14 protein-coding genes are annotated in these 16,830 nt (G+C 54.6%); 3 read left to right on the forward strand and 11 right to left on the reverse strand.

Features of this window, described 5'->3' with window-relative positions; genetic code table 11:
* Positions 1-61: 61 nt before the first annotated feature.
* Positions 62-1,417 carry a glucose-6-phosphate isomerase gene (locus ACL02P_RS11285; RefSeq protein WP_412837262.1) on the reverse strand — a complete coding sequence of 452 codons (1,356 nt, stop codon included), beginning with the start codon at positions 1,415-1,417 and terminating at the stop codon, positions 62-64.
* A gap of 238 nt (positions 1,418-1,655) precedes the next feature.
* Between ACL02P_RS11285 and ACL02P_RS11290 the strand changes: the two genes are divergently transcribed.
* Positions 1,656-2,543, forward strand: coding sequence for an NAD(P)-dependent oxidoreductase (locus ACL02P_RS11290; RefSeq protein WP_260069854.1), 888 nt, complete (start codon positions 1,656-1,658; stop codon positions 2,541-2,543).
* 99 nt (positions 2,544-2,642) lie between these two features.
* On the opposite strand, the gene ACL02P_RS11295 is transcribed toward ACL02P_RS11290, so the two are convergent.
* The 4 genes from ACL02P_RS11295 to ACL02P_RS11310 all read right to left on the reverse strand — a co-directional run bounded on the left by ACL02P_RS11295 (position 2,643) and on the right by ACL02P_RS11310 (position 7,440).
* Positions 2,643-2,960: a pyrimidine/purine nucleoside phosphorylase gene (locus ACL02P_RS11295; protein WP_412837337.1), complete on the reverse strand. Its 318-nt coding sequence runs from the start codon at positions 2,958-2,960 to the stop codon at positions 2,643-2,645.
* Between the two features lie 93 nt (positions 2,961-3,053).
* Positions 3,054-5,078: a transketolase gene (tkt, locus tag ACL02P_RS11300; RefSeq protein ID WP_009226023.1), complete on the reverse strand. Its 2,025-nt coding sequence runs from the start codon at positions 5,076-5,078 to the stop codon at positions 3,054-3,056.
* A 310-nt stretch (positions 5,079-5,388) separates the two neighbouring features.
* On the reverse strand, positions 5,389-6,288 hold the full coding sequence (gene purU, locus ACL02P_RS11305) for a formyltetrahydrofolate deformylase (RefSeq protein ID WP_009226022.1): 900 nt from the start codon (positions 6,286-6,288) through the stop codon (positions 5,389-5,391).
* Positions 6,289-6,327: 39 nt separating this feature from the next.
* The gene (locus ACL02P_RS11310) at positions 6,328-7,440 is read right to left on the reverse strand and encodes a deoxyribonuclease IV (RefSeq protein ID WP_009226021.1); all 1,113 of its coding nucleotides are present in this window, start codon (positions 7,438-7,440) and stop codon (positions 6,328-6,330) included.
* 176 nt (positions 7,441-7,616) lie between these two features.
* Here ACL02P_RS11310 and ACL02P_RS11315 point away from each other — a divergent pair, with 176 nt between their 5' ends.
* Complete coding sequence (locus ACL02P_RS11315; RefSeq protein WP_260069908.1) at positions 7,617-8,090, forward strand: DUF2621 domain-containing protein; 474 nt, start codon at positions 7,617-7,619, stop codon at positions 8,088-8,090.
* A gap of 83 nt (positions 8,091-8,173) precedes the next feature.
* Positions 8,174-9,097, forward strand: coding sequence for a TIGR01777 family oxidoreductase (locus ACL02P_RS11320; RefSeq protein ID WP_260069856.1), 924 nt, complete (start codon positions 8,174-8,176; stop codon positions 9,095-9,097).
* A 75-nt stretch (positions 9,098-9,172) separates the two neighbouring features.
* Here the strand turns inward: ACL02P_RS11320 and ACL02P_RS11325 are convergent, their stop codons facing one another.
* The 6 genes from ACL02P_RS11325 to ACL02P_RS11350 form a co-directional block, all read right to left on the reverse strand.
* A complete protein-coding gene (locus ACL02P_RS11325; protein ID WP_009226018.1) occupies positions 9,173-10,207 on the reverse strand; it encodes a FecCD family ABC transporter permease in 1,035 nt (344 codons plus the stop codon).
* Positions 10,204-11,241 carry a FecCD family ABC transporter permease gene (locus tag ACL02P_RS11330; RefSeq protein ID WP_260069857.1) on the reverse strand — a complete coding sequence of 346 codons (1,038 nt, stop codon included), beginning with the start codon at positions 11,239-11,241 and terminating at the stop codon, positions 10,204-10,206. Before ACL02P_RS11330 ends, ACL02P_RS11325 begins: the two co-directional genes overlap by 4 nt.
* A gap of 122 nt (positions 11,242-11,363) precedes the next feature.
* Positions 11,364-13,010: a DUF6382 domain-containing protein gene (locus tag ACL02P_RS11335; RefSeq protein WP_412837263.1), complete on the reverse strand. Its 1,647-nt coding sequence runs from the start codon at positions 13,008-13,010 to the stop codon at positions 11,364-11,366.
* 20 nt (positions 13,011-13,030) lie between these two features.
* Positions 13,031-13,534, reverse strand: a complete 504-nt coding sequence (locus ACL02P_RS11340) for a prepilin peptidase (RefSeq protein ID WP_009226015.1) — start codon at positions 13,532-13,534, stop codon at positions 13,031-13,033.
* A gap of 19 nt (positions 13,535-13,553) precedes the next feature.
* Positions 13,554-14,630 (reverse strand): pilus assembly protein, encoded by a 1,077-nt coding sequence (locus tag ACL02P_RS11345; RefSeq protein ID WP_339301730.1) that lies wholly within the window; start codon positions 14,628-14,630, stop codon positions 13,554-13,556.
* Positions 14,599-16,812, reverse strand: coding sequence for a hypothetical protein (locus ACL02P_RS11350; protein WP_412837264.1), 2,214 nt, complete (start codon positions 16,810-16,812; stop codon positions 14,599-14,601). The genes ACL02P_RS11345 and ACL02P_RS11350 overlap by 32 nt, the downstream gene beginning before the upstream one ends.
* Positions 16,813-16,830 lie beyond the last annotated feature (18 nt).

Raw genomic sequence — 16,830 nt, forward strand, 5'->3', positions numbered from 1 at the left:
TCCGGAACTTGCCGGTGAACTGCTTCTGGCGCTGATAAACATTTAATAGAAATTACCTATATTACTTGGAAAGACGCGCTTCGAGTTCGGCCTTTTCCTTCTCGTACCCCGGTTTGCCAAGGAGCGCAAACATGTTCTTCTTGTACGCTTCTACACCCGGTTGGTCGAACGGATTTACGCCCAGCAGATATCCGCTGATACCGCAGGCTTTTTCAAAGAAATACACCAGGTAACCAAAGGAGTACGGTGTCAAATCCGGCACATTGACAACCAAGTTAGGTACTTGACCATCCGTATGCGCCAACAGCGTACCTTGGAACGCCTTCTTGTTCACGAAGTCCAGCGTTTTGCCGGCCAGGAAGTTCAAGCCGTCCAAGTCCGCCGGATCGGATTCGATCGTGATGTGGCTAGGCACCTCAGTTACTTGAATGACTGTTTCAAAAATGTTCCGGTTGCCCTCTTGGATAAATTGGCCCATGGAGTGCAAATCGGTGGAGAAATCAACCGATGCCGGATAGATACCTTTGTAATCCTTACCTTCACTTTCACCGTACAGCTGCTTCCACCATTCCGATACGTAGTGGAGGGAAGGCTCGTAGTTCACGAGAATTTCCGTGACTTTCCCTTTCCGGTACAAAGCGTTCCGGACAGCCGCATATTGGTAGCTTGCGTTCTCTGCCAAGTTCGGGTTGCTGAATTCCTTCGCCGCGTCGGCAGCGCCTTGCATCATTTCTTCAATATTAATACCTGCAGTCGCAATCGGCAACAGGCCAACCGCAGTTAATACGGAATAACGTCCACCAACGTCGTCCGGAATCACAAATGTTTCGTAGCCTTCTTCGGTAGCCAGCTTCTTCAAGGCACCTCTCGCTTTGTCGGTCGTCGCGTAAATGCGTTTGCGCGCTTCTTCCTTGCCGTACTTCTTCTCTAATGCCGCACGGAAAATACGGAAAGCGATCGCCGGCTCCGTGGTCGTCCCCGATTTGGAGATGACGTTCACGGAGAAGTCTTTGCCTTCGATCAGTTCAAGCAAGTGATTCACGTAAGTGGAGCTGATGTTGTTCCCGGCAAAATAAATTTCCGGCGTCTTACGCTTGTCCTTCGGCAAGAGGTTATAGAACGAATGGGACAGCGATTCGATTGCGGCGCGCGCACCCAGGTAGGAGCCGCCAATCCCGATGACGATCAGGACGTCGGAATCGCTTTGGATTTTGGCCGCAGCCTTCTTAATGCGGGCGAACTCTTCTTTATCATAATCGGTCGGCAGGTTGATCCAACCCAGGAAGTCGGAACCTGCCCCGGTGCCATTATGTAATTGCTCATGAGCAACGCGAACAGGCTCGGCAAAATAATCGATTTCATGTTGTCCAACGAATTGCAGGGCGTTACTGTAGTCAAAAGTCACTTTTTTGGACATAGCTGATACTCTCCTCCGTCTAATATTTATCTTAACTGGCCCTATCCAAGAGGAAACGTTCAATATCTGCTGGTAGCTGCAATCTGGTAAATATATCCGGATGAACGCCGCCTCAAATAACTTAAACCTAGGATACTGTAATTTCCCAGCGATGACAAGGGCACAATATACAGGTTTCCACAACCCGTGCTAAAATAATTAAATGATGTTCAATTCTTATGGGAAGTTGGTGACGAACTTGAAAACAATCGGATTTATCGGCCTCGGGACGATGGGTGCACCGATGGCTTCGAACCTGCTTCGCGCAGGTTATCCTGTAACAGTATTTAACCGGACCGCCTCTAAAGCAGCGCCGTTAGCCGAATTGGGTGCCGCCGTTGCCCCTTCACCAAAGGAAGCCGCCGCCGGAGCGGACGTTGTCATCACCATGGTCAGCAACGATGATTCCATCGCTGAAGTATACGAAGGGGAAAACGGCGTCTTAGCCGGAATCCGGCCCGGAACGACCGTCATCGACTGCTCCACCATCTCACCGGCGCTCGTGCAACGTCTGGCTAAACAGGTAGCCGCACTTGGCGGCGCGTTCCTTGACGCCCCGGTCACCGGGAGCTCGCCGGCAGCGATCGACGGCACGCTCGTCTTTATGGTCGGCGGCTCGGCGGAGACGCTGGCGCAAGTAACGGATCTGTTTGACACGATGGGCAAAAAAGTGCTGCACATGGGTGACAACGGCAGCGGCGCCGTCGCCAAGCTGGCCCACAACACCATCGTTGGCATCAACAACCTGGCGCTGGCCGAAGGCTTTGCGATCGCCGCCAAGTCGGGTCTGCCGGCCGACCGCTTCCTGGAGCTCGTGCAGCTGGGCTCCGCCGGCAGTAAAGCCGCAGAGCTCAAAGGCCGCAAAATCATAGAGCATGATTTTACGAATCAATTCTCGCTGGCGTTGATGCTCAAAGACTTGAAGCTCGCGTCTGCGCTAACCGACGGCTCCGGCATCCCGGCCCCGATGCTGAACCTGGCCAAGAGCCTGTTCCAAGCGGGGCAAACCCAAGGCTTCGGCGATGAGGACCTCTCCTCCATCGTCAAAGTGTATGAAGCCTGGATTGGCAAGCAAATCGGCGAATAATCAGAAAGACGCTCCAACAGGAGAGGAACATAAAGGCAGGTTCAGCGTTGTCGTTCATTCGCTGATACCTGCCTTTTTGGTTATCCCGCCAGGAGGCTGCTACGCCTCGGCTCCTGCCCCGTAGGAGCAGCAGTAATCGGTGACGCTGCGCACCTCCAGCTTGAAGGAAGACTTGGCGGGAACGGTGAACGTTCCACGCCCGCTAATTTCGCGCCACAGCGTTTCGCCCGGAAGCAGCACCTTCAGGTCCCCGGACAAGATGTCCATCACTTCCAGCGAATCCGTGCCGAATTCGTACTCCCCGGGGAGCATGATCCCCAGCGTCAGTTTGCTTCCGTCTGGAAGCCATACGGTCCGGCTCGTGACTTTGCCGTCGAAATAGATGTTGGCTTGCTTATCTACAGTCACATTTTGCAGTTACTGGGTCACGTTCCCCTCTCCCTTCCATCCCCTAACAAGAGGTTGTTCAACAAGTCGGCCTTGACCCGACTTGTTGAACTTACACTAAAATTATTTCAATTGAGCTTTCACGTGGCTAACGACGTTCTCAACCGTAAAGCCATACTCTTCGATCACTCTGTCGCCAGGCGCGGATGCCCCGAACTTGTCGATGCCGATGACCGAGCCTTTCTCGCCGACAAAACGTTCCCAACCAAATGGATGCGCCATTTCCACGGCTACGCGGGCTTTGACATCCGGCAGGATGACGGAGTCCTTGTAAGCTTGATCTTGCTTGTCAAACAGATCCCAGCTTGGCAAGCTGATGACGCGTACATGGATGCCCTCTTCAGCCAATGCGGCTTGGGCTTTGATCGCCAGCTGAACTTCAGAGCCTGTAGCAATGATCTGAGCCACCGGCTTGCCGTCCTTCGCATCGGATACAACGTAACCGCCGCGCTTCACGCCTTCGCGTGCTTTTTCAGCCGTGTTTTCCAGGATCGGCAGGTTTTGACGCGTCAGCACCAGGGCCACCGGATTCGCTTTATTTTCTACTGCATAAGCCCATGCTGCGGATGTTTCGTTGGCGTCTGCCGGACGGATTACCGTCAAGCCTGGGATGATGCGCAGGGAAGCTAGTTGTTCAACCGGTTCATGCGTTGGGCCGTCTTCGCCAACCGCGATACTGTCATGTGTCAGCACGTAAGTCACCGGCAGCTTCATCAGAGCGGACAAGCGTACAGCTGGACGCAGGTAGTCGGTGAACACGAAGAACGTACCGCCGAATACTTTCAAGCCGCCGTGCAGCATAATGCCGTTCATCGCCGCAGCCATGCCGAACTCGCGCACGCCGAAGTACAGGTTGCGGCCATCGCGGGTTTCCGGCGTATACATGGCCAGGTCGTTCAGATGCGTCATCGTCGAGCTTTCCAGGTCAGCGGAGCCGCCCAGCAGCTGAGGCACGTTCGGAGCCAGTCCGTTCAGCGCGTTACCGGAAGCGACGCGAGTCGAAACGGCTTTGTCCGAAGGGCTGTATTTCGGAAGCTTCGCATCCCAACCGGAAGGCAGGTCACCAGCGATCGCACGCTCGAATTGAGCAGCCAGCTCCGGATATTGTGCTTTATATTGCTTGAACGTTTCTTGCCAAGCTTGATATGCCGCAATACCGCGTTCTTTGACTTTGGCAAAATGCTCGCGCACTTCTTGGGGAACATAGAAATCTTCTTCGTAAACCCATTTATAGTTCTCTTTCGTCAGCTTCGCTTCTTCAGGTCCCAGCGGGGAGCCGTGCGTACCGCCGTGCCCGCCTTTACCTTGCTTGTTCGGGCTGCCGTAGCCGATAATCGTCTTCACTTCGATCAGCGTTGGGCGTTCGGTGTCGCGTTTCGCTTCTTCGATCGCCGCTTCGATCGCAGCCAGATCGTTGCCGTCTTCGACGCGCAGCGTTTGCCAGCCGTAAGCTTCGAAGCGTTGACGCACGTTTTCCGAGAAGCTAAGGTTCAGCTTACCGTCCAGCGAGATGTCGTTGGAGTCATACAGGAAGATCAATTTGCCCAGCTTCAGGTGGCCGGCAAGCGACGCGGCTTCGCTGGCTACGCCTTCCATCAGGTCGCCGTCGCCGCAGATGCCGTACGTATAGTGGTCGATTACTTTCAGATCGCCTTTATTATAGGTCGCAGCCAGTTGCGTTTCGGCAAGCGCCATCCCTACAGCCATCGCCAACCCTTGGCCCAGCGGACCGGTTGTTGCATCAACGCCTGCAGTGTGACCATACTCTGGATGGCCTGGCGTTTTACTGCCCCATTGACGGAATTGCTTGATTTCTTCCATTGGAAGGTCATAACCGCACAGGTGCAGCAAGCTGTACAGCAGCATGGAACCGTGGCCGGCGGACAAAACAAAACGGTCGCGGTTGATCCAGGTTGGTTCGTCTGGATTGTGGACCATCGTTTTGGCGAACAATTGATAACCCATCGGAGCAGAGCCCATCGGCATGCCCGGATGACCGGATTTCGCTTTTTCGATCGCGTCGATCGCCAGCGTACGAATTGTGGTGATCGAGAGGTTGTCGATCGAATTGTTGTCTGTAAGTGGCATTCGTATTTCCTCCTTAATGATGAAAAAATCTTGAAACTCATGAAACCTAACGCTGCGGTTACAAAACAATCATTTTGAATAAATCATTTTGACTTTATCTATTGTAGCACTTCCTTCTCCCCTTTTCCATACCATTATTCCCAAACCTTCTCTCGCGAATGAAATATTTTGAGTTGATTTAGTTACTCATCCGCCGTTTATGCCGGTGACTATGTATTACGGGGAGCGTAATCATAGCAAAAAACCGGCACCCATGACAAGCCGTCTGGGATGCCGGTTTTTCTTTGCTCGAATGGAACTGCACGGCCGGTTAGTTAAACACAACCGTCTTGTTTTGATGCACCAAAATCCGATCTTCGATATGCCATTTCACTGCCCGGGCTAACACGACCCGTTCGATGGTGCGGCCGATGCGCTTCAGCTCGCTCACATCGTCACGGTGGCTGACACGCTGCACGTCTTGCTCAATGATTGGTCCGCCATCCAGCTCCTCCGTCACGTAATGCGCGGTGGCACCGATGATCTTTACCCCGCGGTTATACGCTTGGGCGTACGGTTTTCCCCCGACAAAAGCAGGCAGGAACGAATGGTGGATGTTGATCAAACGATTGCGGTACGGCTCGATCAAGGCCGGAGAGAGAATTTGCATGTATCTCGCCAGCACGATCAGGTCAACCTTGCCGCTAACGATCTCGAGTTGCTTTTGCTCCGCTTCGTGTTTGGTCTCCGGCGTCACAGGGATATGGTAATACGGAATCCCAAACGACTCGACGTACTCCTTCATATCCGGATGGTTGCTCACCACCATAGAGATTTCAGCGTCCAGGTCGCCGGCCTGCCACTGCCAGAGCAGCTCGACGAGGCAATGATCCTCCTTCGACACGAAGATGGCCAGCTTCTTTTTGCGGCTGAGCTGATAGATGTTCCACTGCATCCGGAACTGCGAAGCAATCGCTTCGAAATCGCTTTTGAGCGCGTCGATCCGCCCGTCCAATCCGTCCAAATCAAATTCGATCCGCATAAAAAACATCCCGCCCTCGGGGTCCATCGTATATTGGTCCGATTGCACGATATTCGCTCCATGCTCATACAGGAAGCGGGATACGGCCGCAACGATCCCCGGTCCGTCCGGACAGGAAATCAGCATGCGCGCACGATTGCTTTCATAAGGCTTTACGGGTTGTCCGCCCGTTTTGACATGTGTATCCATTGTTCTTCCGATCCCCTTGCTTCTTGTGTTATCTATATCTTATTTACCGCTGGCGAACCAGGCCACCAGGCGATGGTTGATCTGCTCTTCCGTCAGATCCGGGAATAAGCTTGCTTCCACGGTAAGGTCGTATAAGCGTTCCATCGGTTCACGCGGGTCCGCTTTTTTCGCTTTGGCGTCGTTTTTGAGCAGATTCCACGTGTCTAACACAAAGGAACGCGAATGGATGTCCTGCTTGGCGAAAAAGTCAGCCAAACGCTCCACATCGCTCAGGAAGGCATCGCCAAACCGTTCGGCAACGTTCCCCCGCAGCAGCGCGATTTCCACTTCGTACATCGGACGTTGCGTCTTCGCATCCTTCCCGACCCAAGGCGTCTCCAGAATGAACGGCCGGCCTTGCAGCGCATCGTGGTGCACAACGCGATTGATCGCTTCGAATCCGATCCAGCCGGAGCCAATCGGTGCATGGCGGTCTTTGGCCGCGCCTACCGGATTTTTGCTGTCATTGATATGAACGACTTCAATCCGCTTTAATCCGATCGTGTCATCGAACTTCTTCAGTACCCCGTCCAAATCGTTGACAATATCGTACCCCGCATCATGGATATGGCAGGTATCGAGGCAGATCGTTAACCGCTCGTTGTGTTGGACTTTGTCGATAATCTGCGCGATCTCCTCGAAGCTCCGCCCTACCTCTGTGCCTTTGCCGGCCATCGTTTCCAGGGCGATGCACACATCCGTTTCGTTGGTTCCGTTCAGGACTTCGTTTAGTCCCTCTGCAATGCGGTTCACCCCATATTCGGCATCCTTGTCCGTAAAAGCGCCGGGATGAAGCACGATGTTACGTACACCAAGCGCATGCGTGCGGCGGATTTCCTCCTGCAGGAAGTCAACTGCGAGCTGATAGGTGTTGGATTTATAAGAACCCAAATTGATAATATAAGGCGCATGGACCACGATTTCGCCGATCCCGGCTTGCTCCATCGCCGCTTTGCCTTCTTCAATATTCATCGATTCAATCGGTTTACGCCGCGTGTTTTGCGGTGCCCCGGTGTATATCATGAACGAGCTGGAGCCGTAGCTCACCGCCTCGGCCGTAGCGCTGGGCAGGCCCTTGTCCGAGAACGAAACATGGGAACCAATTTTCAGCAAAGTGTTTTCCCCCTTTTGGACATTAAATCGCTAAACAAACCTATTTTAGCTTGAATGCTGAAATAAATAAAGAAATAAGGTATAATTTTAGCTGATTATCTCTGATTTGAAAGATTTAATTTCTACTTTTCATAATAGCTGAATTTTTCGCGAAAAGCGAAATCCGTTCCGAGGTGATGAATGTGCTGCAAACGACCGTTTACATATTGACCGCCCAAGGCCCAAACCGCTGGTTTATGAACAGTATTGCGTTTTGGGGCTTCGTGCTGCTAGGCATGATGGCGATCGGCGGTTACTTTATGTTCCGCAAATTCCTGAAAGTGCTCCCGAAGGCGGACGGCATGTCGAAGCTGGATTGGCAGAACTATTGGGTTGAGAAGAGCCGCCATCTCTGGACCGACGAGGCCAAGGCATTCCTCGACCGGTTGGTTGAGCCGGTTCCGGGGCCGTTCCGGGATATCGCCAAGCATTCGATTGCCGCCGAGATCGGCAAAATCGCGGTGCAGGAGAACGCCTCCGAGGTTACGCAGGAGCACTGCATCCGAGGCTATATCATAGCCACGCCGAAACGCGACAACAAGTTCCTCGTCAAGTTTTTGGAGAAAAATCAGATCGATTATCGCCCTTACCAACATCTAATGAACAAATAAACATCTACCCGCGCAAAATCACATCCGGCACCTTGTCTTGCACTAGGTTGCTGGATGTTTTTGCATGAAGGAGGTTTTGCCGCATGAAAGCGGTCATTTTCGGGGGATCGGGGTTTATCGGCCGGGCTTTAGCCGAGTATTGGCTGGACCTTGGACATGAGGTTATGGTCGTTACGCGGAGGACGGCCAAGGGAAATCGCTGGCTGCGTGAGGCGACCTATAGGAATGAGAGGCTTACCTCGGTGACATGGGCGGAGGTTGAGCAGACCCCCTCGTTGCTGGATGGCGCCTCAACGATCGTCAACCTGGCCGGAGCTACGCTGAACCAGCGGTGGTCACAGCAGGCGAAACGGCGGATATTGGAATCCCGCCTGGAGTCCACCCGGGCGGCAGCACGCGCCGTGGAGCGAATGAAGCGAAAGCCCGAGGTTGTCGTGCAAGGCTCCGCTGTGGGGATCTACGGCCTCTCGTTCACCGAAGCGTTTGACGAGAGCACCGCGATCCCATCGCCGCCTCCCGATTTTCTCGCCGAGGTGACTGCGGCCTGGGAAGAGACGGCGGACCGGGAGTTCCGTGGAGTCCGCCTTGTTAAGCTGCGCACCGGAGTCGTGCTGGGGCGGGATGGCGGCGCTTACCCCTTGATGCGTCTGCCCTATTTGCTGGGCTTTGGAGGTAGCCTCGGCAGCGGCAAGCAATGGGTCCCATGGATTCACCTGCGAGACATGGTAAGGCTGATGGATTATTGTGCAACGCATCCGTCCATTCACGGGCCGGTGAACGCGGTAAGTCCACAGCCGGTGACGAACCGGGAATTCGGACGCACGGTCTGCCGCGTGCATCACCGTCCCTTCTGGCTGCCGCTCCCGGCACCAGTGCTCCGAACGGGTTTAGGCGAGATGTCCTTGCTGCTGCTCGAGGGGCAGAAGGTCATCCCCCAAGCTATGCTGGACGCAGGATTCACCTTCGCTTTCCCCGATCTGGAATCCGCCGTCGCCGATCTGAAGTAATCCAAATGAAAAAAAACGGCCCGGAGGACTGGAACATCCAGTTCTCCGGGCCTTTATCTTGCTTCTCTCTATCTATTACACTCGAGACTTCGTTAACAAGTACAAGAAATACGGTGCACCGATGATCGCCACCACAATCCCCGTTGGGATCTCGGCCGGCTGCAGGACCCATCGGCCCAGCGTGTCGCCCAGGATCACTAGCAAGCCGCCGGCCAGCGCGGAGGCCGGGAGCAAATACTCATGCTTGGGCCCGACCAATCGGCGGGCCAAGTGCGGCGCAATCAGCCCAACGAAGGAGATACCGCCGCCCACCGCAACGCAGGAGCCGGTCAAGCCAACCGCAGCCGCCAGGAGGCCCAATCGGGAGCGTTCCAGCGAAGTGCCGAGGCCTGTGGCAGTTTGATCCCCCAGGTTAAGCACATTCAGCGCGCGGGACTTCAAGAACACGTAGGGCAGCAACACGATCAGCCAAGGCAGCAGCGCCAGCACGTACTTCCAAGACGTCCCCCAGATGCTGCCAACCAACCAGATCTGCAGCATCTGGAAGTTCTCGGGACGCAGCCGCAGCTGCAGCACGATCATCGCCGCGTTGATGCCAGCGGCTACCGCGATCCCGACCAGCACCATCCGAATCGGGAGCAACCCGTAATTTTTTTTGAAAGAGAGCACGTAAATTAATGTTGCTGCCCCGGCCGATCCGAGGAAAGCCAAGACCGGCATCAAATAGACGGGCGCACTGGCCGTCGTCGGATAAAAAGAAATAAACAGCGTTACCGCCAGGCCGGCTCCGGCATTAATCCCCAGCACGCCGGGATCGGCCAGCGGGTTCCGGGAAATCCCTTGGAAGATACAGCCCGCAACCGCCATGCCCATCCCGATGAGCACGGAAATGACGATCCGCGGCAACCGGAATTCGTAGAGAATCAGCTCTTGTTTGTCCGTCCCCATTCCAAACAAAGTCTTAAATACATCCATTGGCGACAGCCGGATATACCCGGTGTTCATGCTAAAAATGAACACCGCAATGATCAGTATCGCAAATACGGTCATTACGATATAAGCTTTGCGGGCTTTTTGCCGCAAATGCAAAGGAGCTTCGATCCGGTTCATTCCAATCCCCCCTTCTGCTTCATCGCAAGGTAGAGGAAGAACGGTACCCCAATGACAGCGATGAGCGCGCCAATCGGCGTTTCATGCGGCGGATGAACCAGTCGTGCCAAAATATCCGCAAACACCATCAGCAAGCTGCCAAGCAGCGCTGAGGAAGGGATAACCCAGCGGTAATCCACGCCAACGAGAAAACGGGCGACGTGCGGAACCATCAGGCCCACAAAGCCGATCGCGCCAACGATTGAAACAGCGCTGCCGGCAAGGATCAAGACGATGATCATGCCAAGCACCTTGATTAAGCCGGTTCTTTGACCCAAACCGGTTGCCACCTCTTCGCCAAGGCTCAGCAGGGTAATGGATCTTGACAGCAGCAAGGCGCAAAGCAAACCTGCGAATACCCAGGGCGAAACCATCTTGATTTGCAACCAGTTGGCACCAGCAATCGCACCGGCGTACCAGAAGGCAAGATCCTGTCCAATCTTAAAATAGATGGCGATGCCTTCGCTGATCGCGGTCAGCAGCATGCTGACAGCCGCGCCTGCCAAGGTCAGCCGGACCGGGGACAGGCCTCCTTTGGTCAAAGAGCCGATGCCAAATACGAGCCCAGCGCCCAGACCAGCCCCGATAAACGAGTACAGCATGGTCAGCAGGAACGGAGTTCCCGGCATCAATGCGAAGCAAATAGCCAGCGCCAGGCCGGCCCCGGAGTTAAGCCCCAGCAAGCCCGAATCGGCCATCGGGTTGCGGGTCATCCCCTGCATAATCGCACCGGCTACCGCAAGCGCCGCACCGATCAAAGCAGCGGCTAATGCGCGCGGGAGACGCAGCTCCATAATAATTTGATGCTGGGTTTGTTCCGCTTGAAAGTGGAACAACGCATCCCAGACGGTCGCGAGTTTAATATCCGCCGCCCCGACGGAAATCGAGAGGCTGATCGCAAATAGCAGCAACGCCGCGCCGCCGATCAGAATCAACGTTGCCGCCAAGGGACGGGAGCGCAAGCGAGGCTTAGAAGATTGGGTTAATGCAGACATGTCGAGAACCATCCTTTAATCAATTTTCCAGTAAGCCGTGTATATAAGTTGTAATTGAGAATAATTCTCGTTCATTATACCTGCTTTTCCGGTGAGAATCTACGGTCATTTCAAATTTGAGTTCAGGCCGCTTCCACTCCAAACTTAAACCTCGTTTCCGCCAACACGAACACGTCATCAGCTTGCAAAGGATATTCTTTATAGGGTGCCACATTTTCCCCGTTGAGGTAGGTTCCATTGGTTGAACCGAGATCCTTTAAGGTACAGCCGTGCGAAGTCACCAAGATCTCCACATGGGCACGGGAGACACCAGAAGTATTCTCTACGTATTGCGCAATGTCTTCGGAGCGGCCAATCACAAAGCTGCCCGGCGTCAGTGGAATTCGCTCCGCCGCACCGCCGAAAGACTCGTACCGCTCCAAGTAATAGCGCGGAACGCGTTCACGGGCCGGGCTGTCCTGTCCTGCCAGGCCGGTCCGGCTCAGCAGAACCGTAGGCGGCGATAACCTCGCTTCGGATTCCGGCTCAGGCATGGCGGAACCGGAGGGCTCCATCATCATGTCCGGAAGGCCTAGCCGGGGCACAAACGACTCCATCGAGGCCTCCGCCGCAGAACCCGAACGTTCCGACATTGCGGCATTTCTGCCGAAGAATGATGAGCCAAAATGCCGTTCGTCCGTGAAGTCCAACGAATGCGAAGTTCCGAGCGGCCCGGAGGCCACCTCGTGATCAACTTCCGCCTCTTCTTCCTCCAAGCTGGCGGAACTGCTGCAAAATTTACGCCATAACACTACCCCCGCCGCCCCTAACAATACAGTAAGCATAGCGCCAAGCGCTAACCCCAATGTTCCGGGACGATCGAGATAGAGAAACTTCCAACCTAAAGCATCGACCAGAATGAGACCTAGTACAAGGTAGGTTGGTTTAATTCGCGTCTCTCCCGTTGCCTCCGCGTCATCGAGACCTGGCCAAGCTTCCCTTATTGAACTTACATCAGGTGCATCATGGGCATTCGATGCAGCGGCCCCGGCCCATTTTCCCGATTCGGCCTGATCCCCAATAGGAACATATTCCTTAACGACGGCAGAACGGGGGGACGAAAGTGGTGATGACATTGCCAATCTTGGAGACGGATCGTTGAGAATAGATTTCCTCTCCCCAACCCGCTCACCGCCCATGGACTTGGCGTCCGGCTCCTCCGACAATAAATTGAGCAGCATTTTTTTTAGTTCTCCCAATGAAAAAAGCTCATCTCCGCATAATCGGACCAACTGCGGGATTCCATCCCCCTCGACCCGGGAGACACAGGTCAGCATCCGGGTTATCAGCGATAGCAGCGACTGAGACAGCGGGGGTTCGGGCGGCGCTTCCTTCCAAGGGATATATGTAAAATACATGGCCCCGCTGGACAACGGCTCCTCCACAAAAATATACGTCTCATCCAATAAAAAACCGGATGGAGACAGCATATACCTCTTGCTGTCCTCCAGTACAGCAACCACCTGGAGCAGTAAACCGTAAAACTCCGGCATACTGATCTTGTCGCTGCGAAGGCACTGGGAGAGCATTCTTTTTCCGGTGATATCATAATGCAGGCTGATTTGATAATCGATTTCACGGATATCAAGCCGCAGCAGATTTGGTACGGTTACCGCGGCCAGCATGGAGCGTTGAACGCGGTTCAAATCTTCCGGCCTCAGCCCCTCCTGCGTCTGCAGGATCATGTAGGTACCGCCGTCCCGGACAAAATCAGTAATCAGCTCCGGCATGTTCCATCCCTCCCCATACGTTACATATAGTAAATCGCCAGTAGTGCTCCCGGCACCACAGCCAGCATAAACGGAAACTGAAGTTGGTGTTTGGCGACTGCCTGGATGGGGGCCGGGCTGCGCAGCATCGCCGCTCCAAGGAGGCTGCCGGCAATCCGGCGCAGACGATGCCCGGTTTCCCGGCGCCAAATCAAGAGGATCAGACCGATGCACCCGGCGGCCAATATCGAATACATCATCGTCGATAAAGTTAAAGCGATGCCCGTCCAGGCCCCAATTCCTGCAAACAGCTTGACATCGCCGCCTCCGACCGCACGAAGCAAATACAGCGCAAACATCAGCCCAAACCCGGTGGCCGCCCCGGCCGCTGAAAACCAGGCACCTTTCCACCCGTCCGTTAACAGGTGATAAGACAGTCCGGTGAAAATGCCCGTAACCGTAATCACGTTAGGAATTTTCATCGTTCTTAAATCCGTTACGAAGGCTGCAAGCAACATCAGCAAACAACCCCAAATCTCAATCATCCGTTCCTCACTCCTTTTCCTATTGCGAACGCGGGCTTACCACCTCGAACGTGGCCGTCGTACGTATGCCTTCCTCCGTTTCAATCACGAAACTCCACGTCCCCGGCGTGGTGTTTCCTCCGACCAGCCAAGTCCAGCTGATTTGGCCTTGGTCATCCGCCGTCGCCTCACCCAAATATTTCGCTTGGCTGACCCCGCTTTTGTAATACACGGTCAGCTTGGCGGTTGACCCCGGAGCAACCTGAGCCAGAACCGTCGCTCGGTGTCCGGCGTACGCCGGGTCGGGCTTAGCGATCACGACCGCCGCTTGACCCGTTTGATCTTCACCGCTTCCAGCTCCGGGATCCAGCTCCCCGGTGTCGCCGATCCACAACCGCTCCTCCGCCCTTGTCTGCAGCACCAGTTGCCGGCCGATAAGCGGTACCTTTAAAGGCAGCTCATAGCTTAACTCGAGGCCAAAGTAAGGTTGCTTCCCCGTCTTCAAATCCGGAACCGTAACGCGGGTGACATGCAGACGTTCTTCTTCCAGCAGGGTGCCGCGAAGAAAAGGGCGCAGCATCGGCTTGACCAACGGGTCCAATACGGCCTCGGACACTTTCGTTTTAAGCTCCTGCAGCGGTTCGTCACCTTTAAGTGCAGCATCCATTACCCATGTCGACAGCGGCTCCGGCAAGTTGGACGCATATTGCTTCGCCCATTCCTCCAGGGACAGGGACGGGATCTTCCAGGAAAACGGACCGCTTTCCGTTGTACTCTCTGGGACATCGGATCCCCCAGCCGAAGAAACTCCTGAGTTCTCATCACCCGGCTTTGCGGCTGGAGCTTGCACCTCTTGTCCCTCACTATGCTGAGCCTGGACTGCGAGCGCTACCGGATAAATATGAGCAGAGATCTGTTTCACAGCATTTGCTGCGGTCAGATGCAGTTGTCCGTAAAGCAGCGTCATATGGACGAGAAAAACAAACCAGAATACAACCAGCACAAACACCGGAGCGACTAGGGCGGCTTCCAGAGTGATGCTTCCTTCCGAAAATCTCTTCCGGAAGCGGCGCGACATCGTTCCCTTAATATGAAAAATCCGCTTGCTTGGCCACATAATACTGGCTTCCTTCCACATGACCTTTCAATATGCCGACTTTCCCCAGCGCTTTGCTTACTCCCGGCAAAAACCATAACGGCATCGCCACGGTTACCTTCCCTTGGACATATGTGGACCGTTCCGCCGGATCCACCCCGGTATTAAGCGCGATCACGGCCAGCATCCGCGACAATCGTTGTTCGCTCCGGCCATGGAGCAGCAGAAATAATCTGAGATAATCCCGGTAGGTCAGATCGACCTTCAGATAGTCGCTTAATTGAATCTTTCCGTCCCGGGTTAAAGAAATCATGTCCTGCAGCGCATGTTGCGCTCCGTACAGCAAGGCCGCAGCAAAAACCAGCAACGGATTGCCTTTTGCCGCATTTTTCACTAAGCCCTCCATCGTCCGAATGGCCAGCCGCATGGCAAAAATCTCCCCGAACGCAGCCGCGATATTCCCCGCCGGATTATGCGCGCCGTACAGAATATACTCAACCTCTTGGCTCTCCGGTGCCAGCTGGCCGCGAATCGCTTCCAGCGCATCAGCTTGGTTCTTGCCCTCGAACAAACCATTTAAGACACTGACATCCAGGAAATGAAAATAACTCGCAACGTATTCCGTTTGATAAACGTTGTCCGACATGCCGCCCATCAGGCCCGCCAGCCCGCCATAAATGTTGTCCATAACCCCCATAGAGGCGCGCCCTGCCTCGCTTGGATCATCGTTTACGCTCGTAGACCCAGCCTCCTCGCCAGCCACGGAACGGTTCAACGAACGGTTCGCTTCCATCTTCGCCTTCAGCTGATCGAATTTCGCTTGATGTTCACTTAATCCGTTTTTGAGCTGTTCGATCTTGCGGATCCAACTGGCTGCATCCTTCAGTGTTGCACTTGCCGCCTGCTCTGTGGCCTTCCGCTCCTTGTCAGAGGACCGATGGGCATCCAATCTCCATGCACTCGCTTCTAAAACATTGCTTGAGCCGGAAGTAACGAATTGACGCAGATAGGCATCACTTACTCTGACAGCACTATTCACGCTCGAAGAGAAAGAGCTGGGCGGAGTTGTGGCGGATAATACGGAACCGCTTTGGGCCTGCAGCGTGTTCCCCGTGCTCCGGAGTTCAGCGAAGGCCGTTGTCTGCCGATCAATATCCGAGGCCAGGCTGGCGAATAACTCCTCGGACAGCAGCAAAGCATCGGCTTGGCCTCGAATCTCGGTGATCGCCGCGCTTTCACCAACCGGATCTAAGTTGCCGCTGCGGGTGCTTAGCCCGGCAGACACCTCATTATAAGCCGCTTGTTCTGGACGATGTTTCGCCTCCGCGATCGTTTGCCGCATCTGCTCATTGATCCGCCGCGCTTCATCGAGCAGCGACTTCGCCTGCGGCAGGTACGATGCATGCCTCTGCTCTGCAGTACGCAAAGCGCGATCCAATGCAGCAAACAACCCGCTGGTTGCAGAACGGTAGCGGCTGATTTCCGCTGTATACATCCGATCCTCCGGCTCCAGGCCCTCATCCGCCTCAACTTGGCTCACAAATTCAGGATATTCGGCTGTGGCATCGGCCAACGTGGAGAGACTGCCGCTCCCGCCGCCTCCCGACAGCACCTTCGCATAAGACTCCACCGTCTTGGCGGCTTGGCGCTGCAGCTCCAAGAGCTCATCAAGCTTGGCCTCCCGCTGGTCGTAAAGCTTCTGCAACTTCCCCAGCAAATCTACCGTATTAGAGGCTTCCTTCATCACTCCGGCCATCGGTTTAAAGCGATTAAGCAGCTCGATGGTAACGTCGATGGGCGCCCGATACTTCATTTGCTCGCGAATTTGCTGCTCGAACACCGGGTAAGTCCCGATTGGATGCATGAAGCTGGCGGTGGAGGAATCCAGCCTTGCGTTTAGCAAAGGGAACCCGTCCTTTTGCCGGACCAGCTCAAATTGGTCTTGAAGCACCTTCGACATGATGTAATTCCCGTCCGTTTGCCCGTATGCAAATATGCCGTACCGTTCAGCCAACTCGCGATCATATGCGGACAGGACGGATCTCGAAGCCGCATGCGCCAAGGTCTCCACCTGTGCTTGCAAAGCGAACATGCGGGCGAAATCGATAAACAGGGCGACAAACGCAAACACCGCGGCAAAAATTACGATAAAAAATACCGTAACCGCCCCTTGCTCCGAGCGATTCCGTGAAAACACCGACATCTCCGCCTCCTTCTCCTT

Origin of the sequence: Paenibacillus sp. MB22_1 (assembly GCF_047200555.1) — a bacterium.
GTDB classification, from domain to species: domain Bacteria; phylum Bacillota; class Bacilli; order Paenibacillales; family Paenibacillaceae; genus Fontibacillus; species Fontibacillus phoenicis.